General features: G+C 43.4%; 17 protein-coding genes. 10 read left to right on the top strand and 7 right to left on the bottom strand.

Annotation, left to right across the window (positions count from 1 at the left end; all coding sequences use genetic code 11):
- Positions 1 to 137: 137 nt before the first annotated feature.
- From AC1DXF_RS05140 to AC1DXF_RS05130, 3 genes are all read left to right on the top strand, one after another.
- A complete protein-coding gene (locus AC1DXF_RS05140) occupies positions 138 to 749 on the top strand; it encodes a hypothetical protein (RefSeq protein ID WP_477446796.1) in 612 nt (203 codons plus the stop codon).
- A 105-nt stretch (positions 750 to 854) separates the two neighbouring features.
- The gene (locus tag AC1DXF_RS05135) at positions 855 to 2,822 is read left to right on the top strand and encodes a S9 family peptidase (protein WP_477446794.1); all 1,968 of its coding nucleotides are present in this window, start codon (positions 855 to 857) and stop codon (positions 2,820 to 2,822) included.
- A gap of 61 nt (positions 2,823 to 2,883) precedes the next feature.
- The gene (locus tag AC1DXF_RS05130) at positions 2,884 to 4,860 is read left to right on the top strand and encodes a S9 family peptidase (protein ID WP_477446792.1); all 1,977 of its coding nucleotides are present in this window, start codon (positions 2,884 to 2,886) and stop codon (positions 4,858 to 4,860) included.
- Between the two features lie 306 nt (positions 4,861 to 5,166).
- On the opposite strand, the gene AC1DXF_RS05125 is transcribed toward AC1DXF_RS05130, so the two are convergent.
- From AC1DXF_RS05125 to AC1DXF_RS05105, 5 genes are all read right to left on the bottom strand, one after another.
- Positions 5,167 to 6,531, bottom strand: coding sequence for an exonuclease domain-containing protein (locus AC1DXF_RS05125; RefSeq protein WP_477446790.1), 1,365 nt, complete (start codon positions 6,529 to 6,531; stop codon positions 5,167 to 5,169).
- A gap of 161 nt (positions 6,532 to 6,692) precedes the next feature.
- Complete coding sequence (locus AC1DXF_RS05120) at positions 6,693 to 7,439, bottom strand: ABC transporter ATP-binding protein (protein ID WP_477446788.1); 747 nt, start codon at positions 7,437 to 7,439, stop codon at positions 6,693 to 6,695.
- Between the two features lie 191 nt (positions 7,440 to 7,630).
- Positions 7,631 to 7,921, bottom strand: coding sequence for an Asp-tRNA(Asn)/Glu-tRNA(Gln) amidotransferase subunit GatC (gatC, locus tag AC1DXF_RS05115; protein ID WP_477446786.1), 291 nt, complete (start codon positions 7,919 to 7,921; stop codon positions 7,631 to 7,633).
- Entirely contained in the window at positions 7,918 to 8,649 is a 732-nt protein-coding gene (locus tag AC1DXF_RS05110) for a lysophospholipid acyltransferase family protein (protein WP_477446784.1), read from the bottom strand. Before AC1DXF_RS05110 ends, gatC begins: the two co-directional genes overlap by 4 nt.
- A gap of 108 nt (positions 8,650 to 8,757) precedes the next feature.
- Positions 8,758 to 9,390 carry a lysophospholipid acyltransferase family protein gene (locus AC1DXF_RS05105; protein ID WP_477446782.1) on the bottom strand — a complete coding sequence of 211 codons (633 nt, stop codon included), beginning with the start codon at positions 9,388 to 9,390 and terminating at the stop codon, positions 8,758 to 8,760.
- Positions 9,391 to 9,549: 159 nt separating this feature from the next.
- Here AC1DXF_RS05105 and trpS point away from each other — a divergent pair, with 159 nt between their 5' ends.
- The 3 genes from trpS to kdsB all read left to right on the top strand — a co-directional run bounded on the left by trpS (position 9,550) and on the right by kdsB (position 12,193).
- Positions 9,550 to 10,545: a tryptophan--tRNA ligase gene (trpS, locus tag AC1DXF_RS05100; RefSeq protein WP_477446780.1), complete on the top strand. Its 996-nt coding sequence runs from the start codon at positions 9,550 to 9,552 to the stop codon at positions 10,543 to 10,545.
- 178 nt (positions 10,546 to 10,723) lie between these two features.
- Positions 10,724 to 11,338: a deoxynucleoside kinase gene (locus tag AC1DXF_RS05095; RefSeq protein ID WP_477446778.1), complete on the top strand. Its 615-nt coding sequence runs from the start codon at positions 10,724 to 10,726 to the stop codon at positions 11,336 to 11,338.
- A gap of 120 nt (positions 11,339 to 11,458) precedes the next feature.
- A complete protein-coding gene (kdsB, locus tag AC1DXF_RS05090) occupies positions 11,459 to 12,193 on the top strand; it encodes a 3-deoxy-manno-octulosonate cytidylyltransferase (RefSeq protein ID WP_477446776.1) in 735 nt (244 codons plus the stop codon).
- Between the two features lie 115 nt (positions 12,194 to 12,308).
- On the opposite strand, the gene AC1DXF_RS05085 is transcribed toward kdsB, so the two are convergent.
- Positions 12,309 to 15,341, bottom strand: a complete 3,033-nt coding sequence (locus tag AC1DXF_RS05085) for a glycosyltransferase family 117 protein (RefSeq protein ID WP_477446773.1) — start codon at positions 15,339 to 15,341, stop codon at positions 12,309 to 12,311.
- A gap of 422 nt (positions 15,342 to 15,763) precedes the next feature.
- On the opposite strand from AC1DXF_RS05085, the gene AC1DXF_RS05080 reads away from it, so the two are divergent.
- From AC1DXF_RS05080 to yidC, 4 genes are all read left to right on the top strand, one after another.
- Complete coding sequence (locus tag AC1DXF_RS05080) at positions 15,764 to 16,900, top strand: FIST signal transduction protein (RefSeq protein ID WP_477446771.1); 1,137 nt, start codon at positions 15,764 to 15,766, stop codon at positions 16,898 to 16,900.
- Position 16,901: 1 nt separating this feature from the next.
- A complete protein-coding gene (locus tag AC1DXF_RS05075) occupies positions 16,902 to 18,434 on the top strand; it encodes an ATP-binding protein (RefSeq protein WP_477446769.1) in 1,533 nt (510 codons plus the stop codon).
- Between the two features lie 173 nt (positions 18,435 to 18,607).
- Positions 18,608 to 20,218 carry a CTP synthase gene (locus AC1DXF_RS05070; RefSeq protein ID WP_477446767.1) on the top strand — a complete coding sequence of 537 codons (1,611 nt, stop codon included), beginning with the start codon at positions 18,608 to 18,610 and terminating at the stop codon, positions 20,216 to 20,218.
- A gap of 21 nt (positions 20,219 to 20,239) precedes the next feature.
- On the top strand, positions 20,240 to 22,060 hold the full coding sequence (gene yidC, locus AC1DXF_RS05065; RefSeq protein WP_477446765.1) for a membrane protein insertase YidC: 1,821 nt from the start codon (positions 20,240 to 20,242) through the stop codon (positions 22,058 to 22,060).
- Between the two features lie 253 nt (positions 22,061 to 22,313).
- Here the strand turns inward: yidC and AC1DXF_RS05060 are convergent, their stop codons facing one another.
- Positions 22,314 to 23,354, bottom strand: coding sequence for a cellulase family glycosylhydrolase (locus AC1DXF_RS05060; RefSeq protein WP_477446763.1), 1,041 nt, complete (start codon positions 23,352 to 23,354; stop codon positions 22,314 to 22,316).
- Positions 23,355 to 23,690: the final 336 nt, after the last annotated feature.

The raw sequence follows: 23,690 nt of genomic DNA, 5'->3' as shown, positions 1-23,690 counted from the left end.
TTAATTTTTAATAAGCAAAAGAGAATGAGTTGTTAAGAAGTATTAAGCGTATAACAACAAATGCTGGCGGGTGACTAACAATATTTTATTGTTAATTAGAAAAGATGGGTATATTAGTTGAACCTAAATAGTCACTCATGCTAAATTCAAAACTAAAAGAGATTTATATATCTTCAGATAAAGAAAATAAAACGTTTATTCCAAAAGAATACATTTTATTATTTATCGGGGCATTTATTTCGTTGTTGTCAAGCTTTGGAGTAATTTATTTTAACAACAAGATCGAAAAAGATAAACAGCTAGCTAAGAATATAATTGATAAGCGAAATGAAGTAACAAAAGCAAAGATCGCCTTTACTGATGAATTATGTAAAAATATCGCAACTAGAATAACTGTTGTAGGGAGCTTATACAATTCAAAATTGGAACAAAATGACATTGAATTAAAAAAGTGGTTGGGCAGAAATGAAGCATTAGATACATTTATGTATGCCCGTACATATTATTATCCTTCCAGGCTGAAAGTTTTGTTCGGTGATCAATATGCCAATTGGTTTAGAGATTCTGTTGATGTCCCATTTGATAAACTAGAAGAAGAAGTTGTTGACTCAAAACAAGAGGACTTGCTTAAAATAAATATGAAAGTAAGATGGCCGAAATTGGATACTGCTATTCACAATTTTACAAGAGCTATTTATACTGATGCTTTTAAAGATTTTAAAAAAGTAGATTCGATAGGAATTAAATAGGAACAGGGTAATTGATATTACAGTCTCTCCGTTACTTGAATTGCCTATTTTTATTTGTTTTTAAGAGACAGTATTTCCTAACTTACCGCCTCGTAAGTTGACGCTATGAAAAAAACATTACTCTCGCTTTTTGCGCTATCCTGTGCGCTGTATGCTACTGCTCAAACAAAACCATTTAAACCAGCCGATTTTTATAAAATTCCTACAGTAAGTGATCCGCAGCTTTCGCCCGATGGCAAATGGGTGGCTTATAGCTTATCTGAAGTTGATACGGCCAAGGATAAACGGGTATCGCACCTGTGGATGCAAAGCTGGGACGGTAAGGAATCAATAGAGTTGACGCATGGCGACGAAGCAGCTTCGGTGCCGCGATGGTCGCCGGATGGTAAATATTTGTCGTTTATGTCATCCCGCGAATCGAAAAAAGGTGGTCAGATCTGGCTGATAGACAGGCGGGGGGGCGAGGGCGTAAAGTTAACAGACATTAAGGGCGATGTTGACGAATACGCATGGTCGCCTGACGGTAAAAAGCTGGTAATGGTTATTGGCGACCCTGAAAATAAAGGTAAAGAGGAGCCTAAAACACCTAAACCTATTGTTATAGACCGCTATCATTTTAAACAGGATGTAGAAGGCTACCTGCAGCACCTGCACAAGCATTTGTACCTGTTTGATGTTGCAGCCAAAAAGCTGGATACTTTAACAAAAGGCGATAAAGATGAAAGTTCGCCGGTATGGTCGCCGGATAGTAAGACGATAGCTTTTGTGAGCAACCGCAGCGCCGACCCGGATAAAAACGAGAATACTGATATTTTTACCATTGACGCCCGGCCGAATGCAAGTATGCTCCAGGTAACATCATGGAAAGGCCCCGATACCAACCCGCAATGGAGCCCCGATGGTAAGCTGATTGCCTTTTTACGATCTACCAGCGATGCCGATTATATGATGTACGATCAAAAGATGTTGTGCACCATGGATATAGTTGGCTCCAATAAAAAAATACTAACCCAACAACTTGACCGCCCCGTTACCGATCTGGCCTGGGCCAGGGACAGTAAGAATATCTCGTTTTTAGTGGTTGACGACCGTGAGCGGTATGTGGCCGCCGTAAATGTAAACAACGGTAAAATAAACACGGTTAATAAAGGCCTGTACAGCATTGCCGATATAACCACCAACCTAAGCGGCAACTGGGTTGTTCAAAAAACAGATCCTTATACCCCAGCCGAGTTATTCGCGTTGGAAGGCGGCAAACTGCGCCGCTTAACCTTCCATCAGCAAGCCTGGTTGGCCAATGTGAAGCTGGCACATGTTGAAGGATTTGAATCTGCCAGTGCAGATGGCACTTTGGTTAACGGCATTGTTTTAACGCCCGATAGTAATGCCAAAAAGCTGCCATTCATTTTATTTATTCACGGCGGCCCGGTCGGGCAGGATGAATACGCTTTTGATGCCGTAAGGCAGGTTTTGGCTTGCGCTGGTTATGCAGTAGCAGGTGTAAATTACCGGGGCAGCAACGGCCGCGGCCTTGATTATTGCAAGGCCATTTATGCCGATTGGGGAAATAAAGAGGTTAAAGACCTCTTAGGCGCCGTTGATAAACTCGAGAAACTCGGCATTGCCGATCCCGACCGTTTAGGCATAGGCGGATGGAGCTACGGCGGTATCCTTACCGATTATACTATTGCATCTGATACCCGTTTTAAAGCCGCGGCCAGCGGGGCAGGCAGCGCATTGCAGCTATCTGTTTACGGCAGCGACCAATACGTGCTGCAATATGAAAACGAAATAGGAGCGCCCTGGAAAAACCCGGATAAATGGATTGCCTTATCGTACCCGTTTTTTCATGCTGATAAAATCAAAACACCGGTACTATATATGTCTGGTTTGAAAGACTTCAACGTACCAACCATCGGCAGCGAGCAAATGTACCAGGCCCTGCGGTCGCAGGGGATACCCACGGAATTAATACTTTATCCAAACTCGTTCCATGGTATCACCAAGCCAAGCTACCAGGTTGACAGGCTGCAGCGGTATGTGGATTGGTATGATAAATATTTGAAGAAGTAGATGCCGTTACTTATGCATTGGATAGTTTTTGCTAAAAACCATTGATTTTTGTTTCATTGCTATGAATAAAAATGTACTGATGCTTGTCGCTATCTTTGCTTTTACGGGCGTATTAGCACAAACAGCTAAGCGCCCTTTAAAACCATCTGATGTAAATAATATCCCCACGCTTGCCAATCCGCAATTATCGATCGATGGTAAATGGCTTGCTTATAGCGTTTCGGATGTGGATACTGCAAAGGATAACCGGGTATCGCATTTGTGGATGCAAAGTGTTGATGGCAAGCAGTCTATTCAGCTTACTTATGGCGCTGAACCGGCTTCGTCGCCCAAATGGACACCGGATGGTAAATTCCTGTCTTATATATCGGAGCGGGAATCTAAAACCGGTGGCCAGGTTTGGCTGATGGATCGCAGGGGAGGTGAGGGGCATAAATTGACAGATTTGAAAAAGGCCGGTCTGGAAAGTTACGCATGGTCGCCGGATAGTAAAAAACTGGTGCTGGTAATTAAAGACCCTGAGTATGATGGTAAGGAGCCAAAAACAATCCCGCCTATAAGGATAGACCGTTACCATTTTAAGCAGGATATTGAGGGGTACCTGCAGCACCGGCACACGCATTTGTACCTGTATGATATTGAAAGCAAGAAGCTGGATACATTGACGACCGGTGGCAGGGACGATCAATCGCCGGTATGGAGCCCGGATGGTAAATACATAGCTTTTGTAAGCAACCATACCAATGATCCCGACAGGAACGAAAATTCGGATATTTTTACGGTTGAGGCCAAAGACGATGGCGAGATTAAGCAATTGACTACTTTTACCGGCCACGATATTCAGCCGCTTTGGAGCCCGGATGGAAAGCATATTGCCTACCTGCGATCGACAAGCGATGCCGATTATTATATTTATCAGCACGATTTGTTGTGTATGATGGATGCCGACGGAAAAAATAACCGCGTGCTTACCGAGGCGCTCGACAGGCCGGTAAGCAACGTAGCCTGGAGCCGCGATAGCAAAAATATAAGCTACCTGGTAAGCAGTGACCGCACCAGGTATATTGCCCAGTACAACCTGCTGCTCCGCAAATCAACTACAGTTTATAAAGGAGCCGAATGCAGCTTTGAAAACCTTATTGGTGCCGCGCCCGGCGTATGGATTGCCAAAATGACCACGCCCTATATGCCGCACGAACTGGTGGCTATCGAAAACGGCAAAATCAGGCGGCTCACCTTTCATCAGGAAAAATGGCTGAGCGGTGTAAAGCTGGCTTATGTAAAAGGTTTTCAATCGTTCAGTGCCGATGGTACGCTGGTTTCGGGCATTTTATATACTCCCGATAGTGTAGTGAATAAAAAACTGCCACTCATCCTGTATATCCACGGCGGCCCTACCGATCAGGATGAGTTTGAATTTGACATGGTTCGGCAAACTTTAGCTTCGGCGGGGTATGCTGTGGCTGCGGTTAACTACCGGGGCAGCACAGGCCGGGGGCTAGAATTTACCAAAGCCATCTATGCCGATTGGGGTAACAAAGAAGTTCAGGATTTGTTAGGCGCGGTAGACGAACTGGTGAAGTTTGGCATAGCCGACCGTGACCGGTTAGGTATAGGCGGCTGGAGCTATGGCGGCATTTTGACTGATTATACCATAGCAACCGATGCGCGCTTTAAAGCAGCATCCAGCGGGGCGGGCAGCGCTATGCAATTGACTATTTACGGCAGCGATCAATGGGTGGTGCAATATGACAATGAGCTGGGGGCTCCCTGGAAAAATCCCGAAAAATATATCAAGTTATCGTATCCGTTTTTTCATGCAGATAAAATCAAAACGCCAACGCAGTTCATGTCGGGCCTGAAGGATTTTAATGTGCCAACCAGCGGCGGCGAGCAGATGTACCAGGCCCTTAAATCGCAGGGTGTGCCTACCCAAATGGTGCTTTACCCCGGTCAGTTTCATGGCATTACCGTGCCAAGCTACCAGGTGGATAGGCTGCAGCGTTATATTGATTGGTATGATAAGTATTTGAAATAATAGCCCACAGTTGTTCCACCGGAACGGGTGGAGCACCCGGAGCGGTGTGGAACGCCTTGGTACTGATAGTCAGCTGTTTAGTGTTTGTTGAAAATAGGGGGTGGAACACCTTTGTAGCTGATTGTCAGGTAGTTGATTTTTAGCAGGGGGATATTTTATCACGTTAAAAAAGGAATAAAAATCAGCGGTGAGTCCCTATAATTAATATTATATTAACATCTGCAAAAATCAAGAAAAATCAAGAAATATATAAATCACACCAGGGATAATTTATTTATGAAATGGGAGATATATTTAAGGATAAACCTATGCAAACACCACCATCCTGTCTGGATATCGTGAGGCGTAGCTGGATACAATATTTTTAATATAATCATTTCCCGGATAGGGGGTGAGGTAGTTTTTTAATTGCTGTATATTATCCGCGTCGAAATAATGCGAGATGTAACCCATGCCATAAAACTGGCCTTTCTCTACCAAAATACAGCTGTGTTCATCGCCTGTGCGGCCTTCATCGCGGATGGCATAGGTAGGCAGGGCAAGTTTAAGCTGGTCAATAGCGTTGTTAACCTTTTTGTTATAGTCCTCTACAGATTCAACACCTTCGCAGGCGCATTGGCTGCCGGCGGCACCTGTACATGGGGCCGTGTTGGTTTGTATAAAGCAAAGCTTGGGGCATAGGCCAAAAGCTTCTATCAGTTTATTGAGCAGGTTATAACCATCCAGCAATGAGTTGCAGGTATAAATAACATCGCTGAATTTGCGGCGTTTATCTACCGCAAGCCTGGTGTATCCCCGCTGATCCTCAAAAGCATACAGGCAATAGGCGTTGTCAAAACGTTTTAATGAGCGGTTGTATTTCGGCCACAGGCGTTTTATCTCGATAGCTTCCAGTACAAAGGCAATCAGTTCGGTGCCGCAAACCTGGTAGCTTACCTGGTGAATATTACGCAAAAACTCCTGCCGCTGCAAGCCGGGATTGTTGCCCGTAAAATGGCTGCTTACTCGTTTCTTGATGTTTTTGGCTTTGCCAACATAAATCACTTTCCCTTTTTGATCATGAAAGTAATATACGCCCGGCGAATATGGTAATTGCTCTACATCTTTTTTAGGCAGGTTGGCGGGCAATACCTGCTCTTTTGAATTTTGTTTAAGCGCCTGTTTAATATGGCCCTCGCTATCGCTGTTTATTAACAGTGTAAATAATTCGGCGGTGGCTTCGGCATCGCCGGCGGCGCGGTGGCGTGCTTCGTTACCGATGCCTAAATGGCGGCACAGGCGGCCAAGGCTGTAGGATGGCAGGCCAGGCAGTATTTTACGGCCAAGGCGTACGGTACAAAGCTTGTTCAGTTGTAAATCGTATCCTGCGGCGGCAAGGTGGTAGCGAACAAATGAATAGTCAAAGTTTACGTTATGCGCTACAAATATCTTTCCGTGTATCAAATGGTAAATATCAGCAGCTACATCTTCAAAGGGAGGGGCGCTTTGTACCATCTCGTTGGTAATGCCGGTTAAGGCGCTGATATATATGGGTATTTCGCGTTGCGGGTTAACCAGGGTCTGGAAACGTTTTACAATTTTTTTACCATCATGTATGCATATGGCAATTTCTGTAATGCCATTGGCGCTGGCATGCCCCCCGGTAGTCTCGATATCAACAATTGCATACATATTTCAAATGTAATACAAGTTTGCTAATTATTTTAGTGTTATTTTATTTTTTAGTCCGAAAGTTCGAAAGTCCGGAAGACGGGAAGTCCGAAAGTCGGGGAGAGCTGAAAGTTTGAAAAACGGATAAGGTTGTGAACTTTATCTTAAATTAAACGGATGATTTAAGCTTTTTCTTCAATAGCAACTCTTCTGTCAACTTTTTGGATATCCTCGTTTTGGTAATCTTTTTCAATCAGGCCATCGCGCATGCGTACAATACGGTGGGCATGTTTAGCAATATCTTCTTCGTGGGTTACCAATATAATGGTATTGCCTTTGGCATGGATATCTTCCAGCAAGCCCATAATTTCAATGGATGTTTTGGTATCCAGGTTACCGGTTGGCTCATCGGCCAGTATAATAGAAGGATCGTTAATAAGCGCCCGGGCCACGGCCACACGCTGGCGTTGACCGCCCGACAGCTCGTTGGGCTTATGATCAACCCTATGCTCCAGGCCAACATTTTTAAGGGCGGCGTTCGCGCGTTCGGTACGTTTTTCTTTGCTGATGCCGGCGTAGATCAAGGGCAGGGCAACGTTATCAAGCGCTGTATTACGGGGTAATAGGTTAAACGTTTGGAAAACGAAGCCAATCTCGGAGTTACGCACCTCGGCCAGCTCATTATCGGTCATGTGGCTTACATTTATTCCGTTCAAAATATACACGCCCTTGGTTGGGGTATCCAGGCAGCCCAAAATATTCATCAGCGTTGATTTGCCGGAACCCGACGGGCCCATCAAAGCCACAAATTCACCTTTATTTATAGTTAACGAAACAGATTTAAGCGCGTGGATCACCTCGCTGCCTATCACATACTTACGTCCAATTTCGTTTATGGTAATTAAAGGCTTGTCTTTTAATGGCTCCATGAATGTTTTTTTATTTGGACTGCTGATAGGTACGGAATGTTACAATGTAAATTCAAAATTCAAAATTAAAAAGTCAAAAGCCTGAATGGCGGAAAATATAGCCGCCAACTTAGCAGTGGAGATCAAAAATCTATATCTAAAAATGCAGCCGTTAAACAAGCACTTTTTAATTTTGACTTTTTAATTTTGAATTATTTATCAATCACTTTAGCCACCAAAAAGTAGTCTTTATCGTGCTTAGGGGCGTTTTCAAGCGCCTCTTCATGGGTTATTTGTTGTTTCACCACATCTTCACGCAATACGTTGGCGCCATCGGTCATGTAAACAAGCGGCTCCACGCCGGTGGTATCCAGCTCGTTTAGTTTGGCCATAAAATCAAGGATTTTGCTCATATCCTGTATCATATCCTGCTTTTCGGTTTCGCTTAACTCTAAGCGGGCCAGGTGGGCAACTTTTTCAACTGTTTCTTTATCTATGGTCATGCCGTTTGCAGTTTATTTTTTATAATCTCAAATACCTCATCGCGCAGCGCATCGGCATCATCAAGCGTTAAATGGGCCGTTTCAATGGGTTTATGCACAAATATATTACAAATTCCTGGTCTGCTGCCATATTCTTTGCCGGTATCCCAAAGCACTTTCCAGGTATCAAGGGACGAGATAGGCAAAATTGGCACTTTCATTTCGATAGCCAGCCTGAACGGGCCGTTCTTAAAACTATGTAACTCGGGCGGATATTCTTTCGGGATAGTAGCTTCGGGGAAAATAACTACACTCACCCCGTTTTTAATACGCTCTGCTGCAGCTTTAAATGCCCGGAATGACGACATTTTACTTTCCCGGTTAACCGTAACATCAATGGTCTTAAAAAAATAACCGAGTACATAATTGTTCAGCAATTCTTCTTTCCCCATAAAACAAATATTGTTTTTCAGGATGGTATTTATGGCCGATACATCAAGGTTTGAGGTGTGGTTGCCGCATATTACATATGTTTTTTTCCAATCGGGCGGTTCTTCAAAAGTGGCGCTATAAAAAATCCCCGAAATGCTCGAACTCAAAAAAATAATAAGTCGCCGCATTTGGTTAATGTACCGGTATCTGCTGGTTTTTTGCCTGAGTATATATAAAACCGGGTAACAAAGGGTGAAAAAGACGGCTATGCTATACCTGTAAAATTTGGTATGGATCCTTTTCAGTGTTAATTTCATGTTCCCCAAATGTAAAAAAAATACTCGTTTCAGAAAGCTAAAAGCTTAATGCGAAAAGCCTAAAGCTAAAATTTTCATGTTAACTTCATTTGCAGGTCTTAATAAGTTTTATGCAATTGTGTGTAGGTTTTGGGATGCAGCCAGCTTTTGTTGAATGATGGCGTAAACGTCATCGCGCAGGGCATCGGCATCGGCAATGGTAAGGTTACGGGTGTCTATGGGTTTATGTACGTAAAAGTGGCAAATGCCCGGCCTGCTGCCGTATTTGGTGCCGGTATCCCATAGTACTTGCCAGGTGTTTACAGATGTTACAGGTACAATAGGTATTTTATGTTCAATAGCCAGGCGGAATGGCCCGTTTTTAAACTCGGCCAATTTGGGGGGATAATCATCCGCGATCATGCCCTCTGGGAAGATAACCAGCGAAACTCCTTCCTTTAACTTTTCAGATGCTTTTTTAAAAGCCCTAAAAGACGACATTTTACTTTCGCGGTTAACCGGAATATCAACCGAGCGGAAGAATACGCCGGTTACCAAACCATCTTCCAGTTCCTGCTTACCCATAAAGCTACAGTTGCTTTTTACCAATATGCACATAGCCGAAATATCGAGGTTGGACGTGTGATTTGGGCAAATGATATAGGGTTTACTCCAATCAATACGTTCCTCATATTCAAAATTATAGAAGATACCCACCAGGGCTGAACTCACGAACCCCCAGGCCCGGCGCAATTTATTCATGCTGTGGTACCGGGATGGTTTTTTAGAAAAAAAATTAAAAAAAGGCCACAATATAAAGAAGGATAGCGCTACACTGGTTATGTATAAATAGATGTGCACTTTTTTCAATATCATTTTCATCGTCATCAAAAATAGAAAAATTCCTTACTTTCGCCACCTATGGAAACTGTTGTTAGTGGCATCCGTTCGACCGGAAATTTGCACTTAGGAAACTATTACGGGGCGTTGCAGAACTTTATAAAAATGCAGAATGAATATAACTGCTTTTTTTTTATTGCCGATCTGCACTCGTTAACCACGCACCCAACACCTGCCAACCTGCATAGTAACGTAAAGCAGGTTTTGGTAGAGTACCTTGCCGCGGGTATCGACCCGGAAAAGGCGACTATCTACGTACAATCAGATGTGCCCGAGATTAGCGAGCTGTATTTATATTTAAACATGAACGCCTACCTTGGCGAATTGGAACGCGCTACCTCATTTAAAGACAAAGTGCGCGCCAATCCTGATAATGTGAACGCTGGCCTGCTTACCTACCCGGTATTAATGGCTGCCGATATCATTATCCATAAAGCAACCAAAGTACCAGTTGGTAAAGACCAGGAACAACACTTGGAAATGGCCCGCACCTTTGGCAACCGTTTTAACCGGCTGTATAACCACGATTACTTTCCTGAGCCTTTTGCATTTAATTACAGCAGCAACCTGGTGAAAATTCCGGGATTGGATGGTAAAGGTAAAATGGGCAAATCAGAAGGGGAGGGTAATGCCATTTTCCTTTGCGATACCCCGGAAGCCATCAAAAAGAAAGTAATGCGCGCCGTTACCGATGGCGGGCCAACAACCGAAAATCAAACTAAACCCCAGGAAATTCAGAATTTGTTTGATTTGATGAAGGTAGTATCATCTGCCGATACCGTTGCCCATTTCGACGATTTGTATAATAAAATGGCTATCCGTTACGGCGACCTTAAAAAGCAGCTTACCGAGGATATGATCATCGCTACGGCGCCCATCCGCGACAGGATAAACGCCATTGCAGGCGATGCAGATTATTTAAGGAAGGTAGCCGCCATGGGCGAAGAAAAAGCCCGCGCAAGCGCATCAAAAACTATCAGGGAAGTACGGGAAATTATAGGGTTTAAGAAATTTTAAGTTGTCTGAAACCGGAATTAAACGAATTAAGGAATTTTCAGAATTTAAAGAAACGGCCCTTTATAGGGCTTTTTTGATATTTAAAAAGTTGAAATAATAAAGTATTGAGCCTTTTAAAATTCAAGTAATTCTGTAAATTCGACAAATTACGGTTCAGACAAAAACTCATTGACATCACATGCACATAGCTATTGTAGGAAATATTGGCGCCGGTAAAACCACGCTGACTGAAATGCTGGCCCATAACTACGGCTGGGAACCGCTTTTTGAAGCCGTAGATAATAACCCCTACCTGGAAGATTTTTACAGCGATATGAAACGCTGGAGCTTTAACCTGCAAATTTATTTCCTGAACAGCCGTTACCGCCAGATCATCGATATTCAGAAAACAGGCCGCAATATTTTACAGGACCGGACTATTTACGAGGACGCCTACATATTTGCCGAAAACCTGCACGATATGGGGCTGATGACCACCCGCGATTATCAAAACTACGAATCGATATTTGAGAATATTACCGAGTTTATAAAGCCGCCAGATTTGCTGGTTTACCTTAAAGCATCGGTGCCAACCCTGGTAAGCAACATACAGCGCCGCGGCCGCGAATATGAAATAGGCATCCGCCTGGATTACCTGTCAAAACTGAACGAGAAATACGATAAATGGATCAAAAATTACAAGCTGGGCAAATTGCTGATCCTCGATAAAGACAACCTCGATTTCGCAAATAAAACAGAGGATATGGCCACCATAGTTCAGTTGATTGAACGGGAAATTAATGGGTTGTTTTAAATCGGGTTCGGGTTGCCTGTGGCGTGTTGCGGGCTGCCTGAGCAATTTTGATAGTATATTTAACGTTTACTGATTGCTGCAAATACACGCAACCGGCAACAGGCATCCCGCAACAGAAAAATGAAAATCCTTGGTATAATTCCCGCACGCTACGCGTCCTCCCGTTTTCCGGGAAAGCCTTTAGTTGACATTGCCGGTAAAAGCATGATTCAAAGGGTTTATGAGCAGGTTAAGAAATGCGTTGATGTTGCCGAGGTAATAGTGGCTACTGACGATAGCCGCATATTTGACCATGTACAAGCCTTTGGGGGAGTTGCGGTTATGACAGCCGATGACCACCAAAGCGGTACCGACCGTTGTGCCGAAGTTGCCTCCTTACATCCCGAATATGATGTCATCATTAACATCCAGGGCGATGAACCGTATATCGACCCGGAACAAATTACCAAGCTGGCGGCTTGCTTTAACGATGCCGGTACCCAAATAGCTACATTGATAAAAAAGATACTGACCATGGAAGAGCTGTTTAACTACAACTCGCCTAAAGTGGTTATCAATAAATTGTCAGAAGCCATATATTTTTCAAGAGCAACGCTGCCGCATATTCGCGCACAGGAGCCGGATAACTGGCTTGAGTTTTATACTTATTTTAAGCACATAGGAATTTATGGCTACCGGGCAGATGTGCTGCAGCAAATTACCAAACTCCCCATCTCGGGCCTCGAAAAAGCCGAAAGCCTGGAACAACTGCGCTGGATTGAAAATGGCTACCGCATAAAAGTTGCCGAAACAGAGCTGGAAACACATGCGGTGGATGTACCGGCTGATTTGGAAAAATTGAATTTGTTTAAATAACTATATACCTAAGCAAGCTAAAAACTTACGAAGTTTTTAAAACTTCGTAAGTTTGGTTCACTTGCATATGATGGGTAAGTAAGCCTTCAGCCTTAGGCTTTTCGTTTTCAGCTTTTTACCTGTTTTCCAGCACAGCAAACTTACTCCCGTAATCATTTAGCTCATCCCGGAATTGTTTATGCAGCCCGGTTTCGTTGTACGCTTTGGTGGTTTCTGCCAATCCATTCAACACATAAAGCTGAAATTGTACTTCGCCAACGTTAAGAGCCTCGGGTTTGTCTTTTAATAGGGTATAATTATACGCAAGTTGGTCGGTAAGGTAATTGCCTATACCTTTGGCGTAGCGGTTGGCCAGCTCTTTATCGTTGAGTTTATAGGCTAATTGCGCCAATAATAACTTGCGATGCGCGGTGTCAATATTAGGATTGATATCGGGCATTTCCTGGTCGAATTTGTGCAGGGCATTTAGCGCCAGGTCGTTATGGCCATCTTTGATCAGGCCTTGGGCCAGATCGTGGAAAGTGGTTTCCAGGTAAGGGTAAAACTGGGTTTTGCTTACATCGTCCAGGTAGCGGGCATGTTTAAAATTGCCATATTTAAACTTGTTCATTACGTTATTGTACATCACCAGGCTGTTTACCTTGCCTAACTGGTCGTGTATGGCAGTATCGGCTTTAAATGGGATGAGGTGATAGGTAAAACCCTCTTTATACAAGTACGGCTCCATGCCAATCATATATTCAGGGCTTACGCCAATGGTAAAACATACCGGCCGTTTCCATTCGTTATGTGCCAGCAGGTCAATTATGGCCAGCTTATCTTTGTATAGGTAATCGCCTTTGTATTGCCATTCCATGCTGTTGGTTAGCTTATCTTTTTGCTGTGGGGTTACCACACCATTTTTTATAAGTTGATTGGGGTTAACTGTTAGTTTAAAGTTTTTGGTGGGCAGGTAATTCATACTCTCGCCGCTTTGGTATTGAACTTTAGTGCGTTCATCATCAGACGTGATGAAGTCAAATACCTCTTTTAGGTCGACCGGGCCGGGTATTTTGGCATCGTTATAAGCCATAAAATCGCGCACGCCCTGTTTGTATTTATCAAAAGGCATGGTAATTGGCAACGGGGCCGATTGGTTCATCGGTTTTTGCATCTGGCGTATGTACCAATCGCCGCTAAAGAGGCTGGTACATACAATACGTACATCGGGCCGCACGCCTTCAACCTCCTGGTTGTACCAAAGGGAGTACGTGTCATTATCGCCATTGGTAAACAGGATGGCATTTTTAGGGCACGATATAAGGAAATTATAAGCCATATCATGCGCCGTCATCTTAGTCGACCGGTCATGACCGCCCCATTCCTGTTTAGCCATTAAAACCGGCGCAACCAGCAAACAAACCGCTACAGATGCAAATGCCGCGCCTTTGGCGTTTACTTTATATTTTATAAAATCATTAATAGCCAGCACGCCCAGGCCTATCCAAATGGCAAAGGCATAAAAGGAACCCACATAGGAGTAATCGCGTTCGCGCGGTTGTATATTAGCCTGGTTGACGTATAGTACAATGGCCAGCCCCGTAAAAAACCACAGCAAACCGATAACCATGGCATCGGCTTTTTTACGTTTAATATGGTAGGCCATGCCTAATAAACCAATCACTAAAGGCAAGGCATATAAAGGAGTATAGGTATTGGAACTGGTTACCGATTTGGGCAGGTGTTTGCTGCCATCAAACCAACCCGATGTCCAGTTACCATCTATTGATACTGCGCTGGTTTGGCCGTCGGCATCATTGTAGCGGCCAACAAAATTCCATAAAAAGTAGCGCCAGTACATCTGGTACATTTGCCAGCTTAACATCCACTTCATGTTATCGGCAAAGGTAGGGCTTTGGTCATCGGCCAGTTGCAGCCATTGTTTGTAAAACTGCACGTTTTGAGCATATTGCGGGTCGCCCTGGGTGCTGTGCATGCGGGGGATCAGTGTATTATGATCGTAAGTATTGATCAGTTTTTTGCCGCTTACTTCGTACCTATCGGCGCCCTTACGGTAAAGGTTTTTACCTTCCTGCTGATCGGTAAGTTTGGCATCAAAGTAGGGGCCGTAAAGGAGCGGCGTTTCGCCATACTGGATGCGGTTAAGGTAATCGTTAAGGGTAAAAGCATTATCCGGGTGCGAGTTGTTCAGATCGGTATTAGCAGTAGCCCGGATGGGGATATAAAAGAACGATCCGTAGCCGAAGTAAATGAAGGCTAAACATATCAGCACCAGGTTTAACGCCGGCTTTTTATGGCGGATACTGTACCAGGTACCTAAAGCTAATGAGGCCACAATCAGCATTATAAAGCACATAGCGCCGCTGCCAAAACCCAGGCCAAGGCTGTTTACAAAAAACAGGTCGAAGTATGCCGCGAATTTGATGGTGTATTCCCGGATGCCATACTGTACCAGTGCCAGCAACACAATGCTCAGCATAAATACGGCTATCCCACTTTTTAGTGTAGGATTTTTATACCTGCGGAAATAATATACCATGGTAATAGCCGGAATGGTTAATAGGTTGAGCAGGTGGATGCCTATGGATAAGCCCATAATGTAGGCTATCAACACTATCCACTTATCGGCGCCGCGTTCATCAGCGTGTGCATCCCATTTTAAAATGGCCCAGAATACTACAGCAGTACACAACGACGAAAGCGCGAATACAATGGTCTCTACCGCCGAGAACCAAAATGTATCGGTAAAGGCAAAAGCTAAAGAACCAACCAGGCCGGCCCCCATTATCGCAATCAGTTGCGATGATGTGATTGTTTCGCCTTTGGCGATAAGCAGCTTTTTTGCCAGTGCGGTAATTGTCCAGAACAAAAACATTACCGTGGCAGCGCTTGCAAGGGCCGATCCGAGGTTGGTAAAATAAGGTACTTTGGTATTATCGCCCATGGATAGCAGCGAAAACACTTTGCCCAGCATGGCAAACATAGGGTAACCCGGCTGGTGCGATACCTGCAGCCGGTAGGCGCAGGCTATAAATTCGCCGCAATCCCAAAAGCTTACCGATGGCTCAAGGGTTAAAACATAGGTGGCCATGGCAATTACCAGGCAAAACCAGCCCAGCAGGTTATTGATTTTGTTGTACTGCATCATAAATAAGGTTGTAAATGTTTTGTCATATGTTATATGGGGTACAATTTCGAAGTAAAATGTCAAAGCGCCATGGGCGTTAACATCTGCTTAACATCTTTTAACAAAATTTAACTTAGTGATTTTGAGCAGGTAGGTAAGGGCATTGCACTATATAACCCAATAAACAACCATCAATAAATTTGGAGCAAAAAAAAATCAACATTATTAAACATAAGCCGTAGAAAGGATTTAAGCCTGTTGAACAAAAGCCTGACAGCAGAGGACGGCAATGGCTGGTTAACCAATAGGAAAACAGCATAATAATCATCAATTAATGAATTGTAGCTTTTGGGTAAATCATTCAAGTTTTCAATATTTTGGCCGCTATTGCTCTTTCTTTTGCTTAAATTACAAAAAATACACCGGGATAAACCTTTTCAGTCATGAAAACCAGACAGCATCATTTTATCAATAATAAGTGGATTGACTTCAACGACAATAGCGAAATTGACCCAACCAAATGCCAGCTTGTGTTTGTATTTGGCGCCGCCCAGCTAATTACTGTGCCGGCAGTGTATGAGTATCTGAAAATAAAATATCCCGTTGCTGATATTGTTTTTTCCTCAACTTCGGGCGAGATACTGGACAGCGAGGTGTATGACGAAAGTATTGTGGTTACTGCCATTGAGTTTGAAAAATCGGCCATCGTGTGCGCCTCAACCCACGTTAACCAGTATGCCAAAAGTTGTGAAGTAGGGGCATACCTGATGTCGCAGCTTGATAAAGATGGGCTGATTTGTGTTTTTGTGATATCCGATGGTACTTACATCAACGGCAGCGAACTGGTTTATGGTTTTAACAATATTAATCCAAACAATGTACCCGTAACAGGCGGCCTTGCCGGCGACGCGGCGCGTTTTAGCAGCACATTTACCGGGCTTAACCAGGTTCCCGCGCAAGGCAATGTGATAGCTATTGGTTTTTACGGCGATCACTTGCACATTGGGCATGGCTCAAGCGGGGGTTGGGACGAGTTTGGCCCGCAGCGTACGATCACCAAATCAGATAAAAATGTTTTGTTTGAGATAGATAAAAGGAGCGCGCTCGACCTGTATAAGGAATATTTAGGCGAGTATGTAAAGGAGCTTCCGGGTTCTGCCTTGTTGTTTCCGTTATCATTAAGTATAGCGGGATCTGATAAAAAATTGGTACGTACCATTTTGAGCGTAAATGAGGATGAAAAGTCGATGACTTTTGCAGGTAACCTGCCCGAGGGTAGTAATGTGCGCCTCATGAAAGCCAATTTTGATAAGCTTATCAATGCCTCGTCAACGGCAGCATCTGATGCAAACGACAGTTTGGCGGCAACCGGTCTGGCTATCATGGTAAGTTGCGTTGGGCGTAAGCTGGTGCTTAACGAGCGTACTGATGAAGAGCTGATGGCGGCAAAAGAAATTTTTGGCGATAATACAGTTATCGCGGGCTTTTACTCCTATGGTGAGCTATCGCCTTTAAACAAAGGCTCAAATTGCGAACTGCATAACCAAACCATGACTATTACCACATTTACCGAAAGATAATATGGAGTACCACCCGCTGTTAAATAAGCAAATAAAGAAAAACCTGCCGGCCACGTATCTGCACGATGCCGGTTTTTTGCAGTTTCTTAACGCTATAAATAACAGTTTCAACAACTTCGACAAATCAATAAAGCTGGCCGATCATGCTTTTAATATCAGTGAACGCGAATACCTGGCGGTAACGGATGATCTTAGACAGCAAAATGAGATCAAAAAAAGATCTATACAGCAATTGAAGGAAGCTATAAAAGCGCTTAACCCCGATGTTGAGCTAAACCTTTCCGATTCGGATGATGACCTCATCCATATCATCAGCTTTTTGCAGGAACGTATAACCAAGGCCAAGGAACTGGAAGTAGAGCTTATTCAATCAAAGGAACTGGCCGAAAAAGCGGCGATGGCCAAAGCGCAGTTTTTGAGTATCATGAGCCATGAAATACGTACGCCGATGAATGCGGTAATAGGGTTTACCCATCTGCTCATTCACCAGGACCCCAAGCCCGAGCAAAAAGAGTTTTTAGGCTTTTTAAAATTTTCGGCCGAAAACCTGCTGGTGCTGATTAATGACATACTAGATTTTAGCAAAATTGAGGCTGGTAAAGTTGAATTTGAACAAGTTGATTTTAGCATAACCGATCTGATTAAAAATATCCGCCTTTCTCTGCTGCAAAAAGCAAACGAAAAAAACATTCAGATAAAACTGATGATGGATCAGGATTTGCCCAATGCTATCATCGGCGACCCGGTGCGGTTAGGACAGATATTAACCAATTTGATAAGCAATGCGGTAAAGTTTACCGATAAAGGCCGGGTTACTATTACTGCGGCTTTAGCCTGTAAGGATGGTGATAACTCTACCATTGATTTTGAAGTTACCGATACCGGCATAGGGATTAAGCCCGACAAAATTGAATATATTTTTGATAGCTTCAGCCAGGCCAGCACAGATACAACCCGAAAATATGGCGGCACAGGGCTGGGCCTAACTATTACAAAGCGCCTTTTGCAGTTGCTGGGTACCGATATAAAAGTAAAAAGCGAAATTGGCGTTGGATCTGTTTTTAGCTTTAGCCTGGTATTTAAAAACAGCAAAAGGCACCTAAGCAGCACATCAGACAGCGACGAATTTTACGCATTAAAAAGCCTGAAAGGCACCAGGTTACTTATAGCCGAGGACAACCAGATTAATGTAATATTGGCAAAGCATTTTATGAAGCAATGGGATGTGGAGTGTGATGTAGCCGAGAATGGCGAAATTGCACTGATGCTGGTACAAACCCATAATTACGATATGGTACTGATGGATTTACAGATGCCCGAAATGGATGGCTATCAAACTACCGCGGCAATACGTAATTTAGGTGACGAAAAGTATAAAAATTTGCCCATTATAGCCCTTACAGCATCGGCCATGCTGGATATTCAGGATATGGCGTTCACTGTTGGGATGAATGATTATGTGAGCAAGCCATTTAACCCGAACGAGCTTCACCGCAAAATAGCTTTGTACAGCAGGCAGAAGGCAGATATGTAACTATCGTTATTTCACTTAGTTAAATTTTATCAATTTAAATTTTGATAAAATGTCGTTACCCGTTTCGTTTTTTCTCCACAAGTACTCCAAAGCCTGAAAATTTTCTTACTTTTGTATCCCGTACACAAACATTTGGTTCCGGCATAAAACCGAGGCCATTTTTCAAAAAAATCATGACTAAATATATTTTTGTTACGGGTGGCGTTACCTCGTCTTTAGGGAAAGGTATTATCTCAGCCTCATTAGCCAAATTACTTCAATCGCGCGGTTACCGTGTTACTATCCAAAAGTTTGACCCCTATATCAATATTGATCCGGGAACATTGAACCCTTATGAGCATGGCGAATGCTACGTAACCGAGGATGGTGCCGAAACAGATTTAGACCTTGGTCATTACGAACGCTTTTTAAATACCCCAACATCAAAAGCCAATAATATTACCACTGGCCGCATTTATCAAAATGTGATCAATAAAGAGCGTGAAGGTGCTTTTTTAGGTAAGACAGTACAGGTGGTACCACACATTACCGACGAAATTAAACGCAATTTCCGCATCCTTGGCGAAAGCGGCGATTACGATATTGTAATTACCGAATTGGGTGGTACAGTTGGTGACATCGAATCATTGCCATATATCGAGGCCGTACGCCAGTTCAGGTGGGAGATAGGCTCGGGTAACTCATTGGTTATTCACCTTACTTTGGTTCCTTTTTTGGCTGCAGCAGGCGAGTTGAAAACCAAACCAACCCAGCACTCGGTAAAAATGTTGTTGGAATACGGCATTCAGCCGGATATTTTGGTTTGCCGTACCGAGCATCACCTGAATATGGATATCCGAAAAAAAATTGCGCTTTTCTGTAACGTAAATATTAACGCGGTTATTGAATCTATTGATGCATCAACCATTTACGATGTGCCTTTGCTGATGCTGAAAGAGCAGCTGGATAAAACGGTGTTGACCAAATTAAAATTATCGCACAAAAATGAACCAAGCCTGGATAACTGGAAAGATTTCCTGGGCCGTTTAAAAAACCCTACCGCAGATGTACGCATTGCCCTGGTAGGTAAATATGTAGAATTGCCTGATGCTTACAAATCCATCACCGAAGCATTTATACATGCCGGCGCCACCAAGGAGTGTAAGGTAAGGGTTGAATATATCCCTTCAGAAAGCTTAACGCCCGAGAACGCTATAGAAAAGCTTAAAGGTATGCACGGAGTACTGGTTGCACCTGGTTTTGGCGAGCGCGGTTTTGAAGGTAAAATTGAAGCTATCCGTTATGTTCGCGAAAATAACATACCCTTCTTTGGTATCTGTTTGGGTATGCAATGCGCGGTTGTGGAGTTTGGCCGTAATGTTTTGGGCCTTAAAAACGCCAACAGTACCGAAATGAACCCCGATACCCTTCATCCGGTTATTGGTATGATGGAGGATCAAAAAAGCATCACCAATAAAGGCGGCACCATGCGCCTTGGCGCCTATGCCTGCGAATTGAAAAAGAACAGCAAGGCTGCGGCGATATATGGCAAAACCAGCATATCCGAAAGGCACCGCCATCGTTACGAGTTTAATAATGTTTATTTAAAACAGTATGAAACCGCCGGTTTAATCCCTTCCGGAATTAACCCCGAGAACAATTTGGTTGAGGTTGTAGAGTTAAAAAATCACCCGTTTTTTTTGGGTTCGCAATTTCATCCCGAATTAAAATCAACAGTTGCAAATCCGCACCCACTTTTTATTAACTTTGTCGCCGCTTCACTGGCTTATGCCCGTAAGAAATAAGTAATTGTACGATACAATATAATGGATAAAAATACTTTCACAGGATTATTCCTGATTATGGCTATCATAGCCGGCTCAATTTACTTTTTAAAGCCGAATGAAGCCGAATTGAAAAAAGAACGCCTGGTACAACACCAGGATTCGGTAAAAAAGGGCTTATTAAATAAAACAAGTACGCCGATTGCCGCTAAGCTTGATACCACCAAAGCCGTTGTAAAAACTGTAGCCGATTCGGCAACGTTAAAAAGCCCCTTTGGAGCTGCATCAGTAGGTGCCGACAAATTAATTACGATAGAAAACCAGGAGTTATTGGTTAAACTAAACACCAAAGGTGGTAAGGTAGCATCTGTTGAGTTAAAGAATTATAAAACCTTTGATAAAAAGCCGCTAATACTGTTCAGTGGCGATAAAGATCATTTTGGCCTGAATTTTAACGTTGGCGCTAAAAACATCAATACCGACGAGTATTATTTTACACCAAGCGGTACCGATTTAAAGGTAGCCGAAAAAGATTCGGCTTCCATTACCCTGCGTTTAAGCTACAGCCCAACACAGTACATTGATTATGTATATAGCTTAAAAGGTACCGGCTTTAAATTAGGCCTTACCATTAAGCCAACCGGCCTTGATGGCGTTATGGCCAACAGCAGCAATCTTAACCTGAACTGGGCAGCCAGCCTGCACAAACAGGAAAAGGATATGAAACAGGAGCGCCAGTATACAACTGTTTACTATTATAATACAGATGGCGATGTTGATTATTTAAGCGAATCCAAAGACGATCAGAAAGAGGTCAGCGATAAAAAGATGACCTGGGTTGCTTTTAAACAGCATTTTTTCTCTGACGCGCTGGTGGCTAAAAACGGGATAAGCAAATCAAATTTTGCAGCAGTAACCGATGTGGCCGATACTACAGACGTTAGGCAGATGAAGGCCGATTTAACATTGGTACGTTCGGCCGATGGCAGCGTTCCTTTGGAGTTTTATTTTGGCCCTAACCGCTATTCAACGCTTAAAGCGCAGGGATCAGATTTACAGAAACTGGTTAACCTGGGCTGGGGACCTTTGAAATACATTAACCAGTTTGCGGTATTGCCGTTGTTTAACTTCCTGAACCAATTTAACTGGAACTATGGATTAATCATTTTGATACTCACAATTGCCCTTAAGCTGGTATTATCGCCGCTTACTTACAAATCATACCTGTCAATGGCCAAAATGCGCGTGCTGAAGCCCGAGATGGATGAAATAAAGGCGAAGGTAGGAGAGGATAACCCAACGCTTTTACAACAGGAGTACCTGAAGCTTTACAAAAAAGCGGGAGTAAACCCATTGGGCGGCTGTTTGCCATTGGTAATACAGATGCCAATTGTTATCGCCTTCTTTAAGTTTTTCCCAAGCTTATTTGAGCTGCGCGGACAAAGCTTTTTATGGATGCATGATTTATCAACTTACGATTCGGTAATTAAATTTGCCCCCATTATGGGTGTCGACCACATCAGTTTGATGTGTTTGCTGATGACCATTTCTACTTTGATCTATACGTATTTCAATAACCAGATTTCGGGAGCTACCGGGCAAATGAAATATATCGGTTACATTACACCGCTTATATTTCTGATTACCCTGAATAGCTATCCTTCGGGTTTGAATTATTACTACTTCCTGGCCAACATGCTTACCTTTTTACAGCAATACCTGATTAAATTCATGGTTGATGATAAAAAGATTCATGCCCAGATCCAGGAAAACAAAAAGAAACCCGAGGAAAAGAAAAAGAAATCAGGTTTCCAGGCTCGTATGGAAGAAATGATGAAAAACCAACAACAAGCTAAAAAGTAAAATTCGGCTAAAGATTAAGATGAAAAGATCCCGGGAGGTTAGCCTTTCGGGATCTTTTTTTTGCGCCCGGCAGTTTGATATTCCAAATCTCGGCATAAACCATTATTCCAAATTCCGCCGAATAAAGGCGTCGGTTCCTCGAACATTGAGGTTGCGGAAAAAAGGGCCCTCTGTTTAAGAGAACCCTTTGATTTAACCTGTCTTGCTAACTGGTTTATGAAATATGCCCGAATAAAGGCGGTTATTGTAACGCCTAATTAAGGCCCCATCCGTAACGTACGCGGAATACACCCGAACTGTTTACTGTGGTTAAGGTGATATTAGTGCCGCTTCCTCCGCGGGTTTGAATGCTATAGCTGTCGTTGTCTCTTAACCCCGGCCAATAAATGCTTGCAACCCTATCATTCCGGAATACATTGCTGGATCCTACTATGTAAGCAATTTCGTTATCCGCCTGAGAGCCGTTTTGATAATCTTTATGGCTATTCATTGTCGCCCCGAACTCTGTAACTACCGTCCTGGCGCCGTAGCTCCCAAATCTGCTTCTCCAGTCACTTTCCCAACCCGAAGTAGATCTTGTTGCCCAATAGGCATAATTGTGTAAGGCCAGCAGGCATGATGTGAATCGGCTATCGGCACCCACGCCGGTAACGTTTTCAGAATAACCGGTACCACTCAAAATAATCCGCCCTTTAGCAACACTGGGGTACCTGGACAGCCACTGCGCATATATCGATGTTAAATCGGATAAATTGTAACCATAAGGTTCGTTAAATACTTCGAAGTAAACATTGCCGTTGCTGCCATATTTATTAACAACTGTTTGCCACATCGTCCAGAAAGCGTTGATGTCATCAATCTTCCCGTCCCTGGCCGATGAGCTTTCCCAACAACACAAAATTACCTTCATGCCTTTACTAAGGGCCTTGTCTATTGCCCCTGTATAAGCGCCCCACCACGATTCAGCCACACTTGGCGGATTAATTGGCAATCTTACTGTGTTGACGCCGGACATGTTAGTTTGAAAGCCCGACAAAATCGCGTTCGCTTTGGCCGAGACAGTATTATAGTCGTCGGATGCCGTCAAGCCGGATGGAATAACCCATCCGTCTACGAAGTTGTCACGGCCGTCGGCCCAGTTCACTCCTGCAATAGATGCTGCTCCGACTGCGAGGGTTGTTTTTGTGGTTGCCGGTTTGGCGTCGGTTGTGGCTTCTGGCGAAACTTCAGCGCGCTGCTTGGCACAGCCAAAAAAAAGATAAACTGTACTAAATAAAATTAAGGTCTTTCTCATGTGGTTTTTTTAATGTATAATGAATTGGTTAGCAAGCGATTCAAAAAAAACGACCTGAAAAAGGGTGCCAACGTCTACAACATAGCATTCGTCTATGAGATAGAAGCAAGAAAAAACGGTATTTACGACAACAGGCGTTGCCTTTTTAGGTAGTTATAATTTGTTCCTAAATTAGATAGGAATAAACAAGTGAAGTGAGGGACAAACTCACAATTTATAAGGGATAAATCTGACAATATTGAACCATTCGAAAGAACCTGATAGGTAATGTGTTATGGATGGTGCGCGACTTTGCATTTGCATCGCGGGCGGGTTGTAATTTTAATGATACAAATA

This window comes from Mucilaginibacter sp. P2_A5 (genome assembly GCF_056404995.1).
Note: the sequence above shows the minus strand (reverse complement) of the source record. Positions and strands in the feature narration are given on the sequence as shown.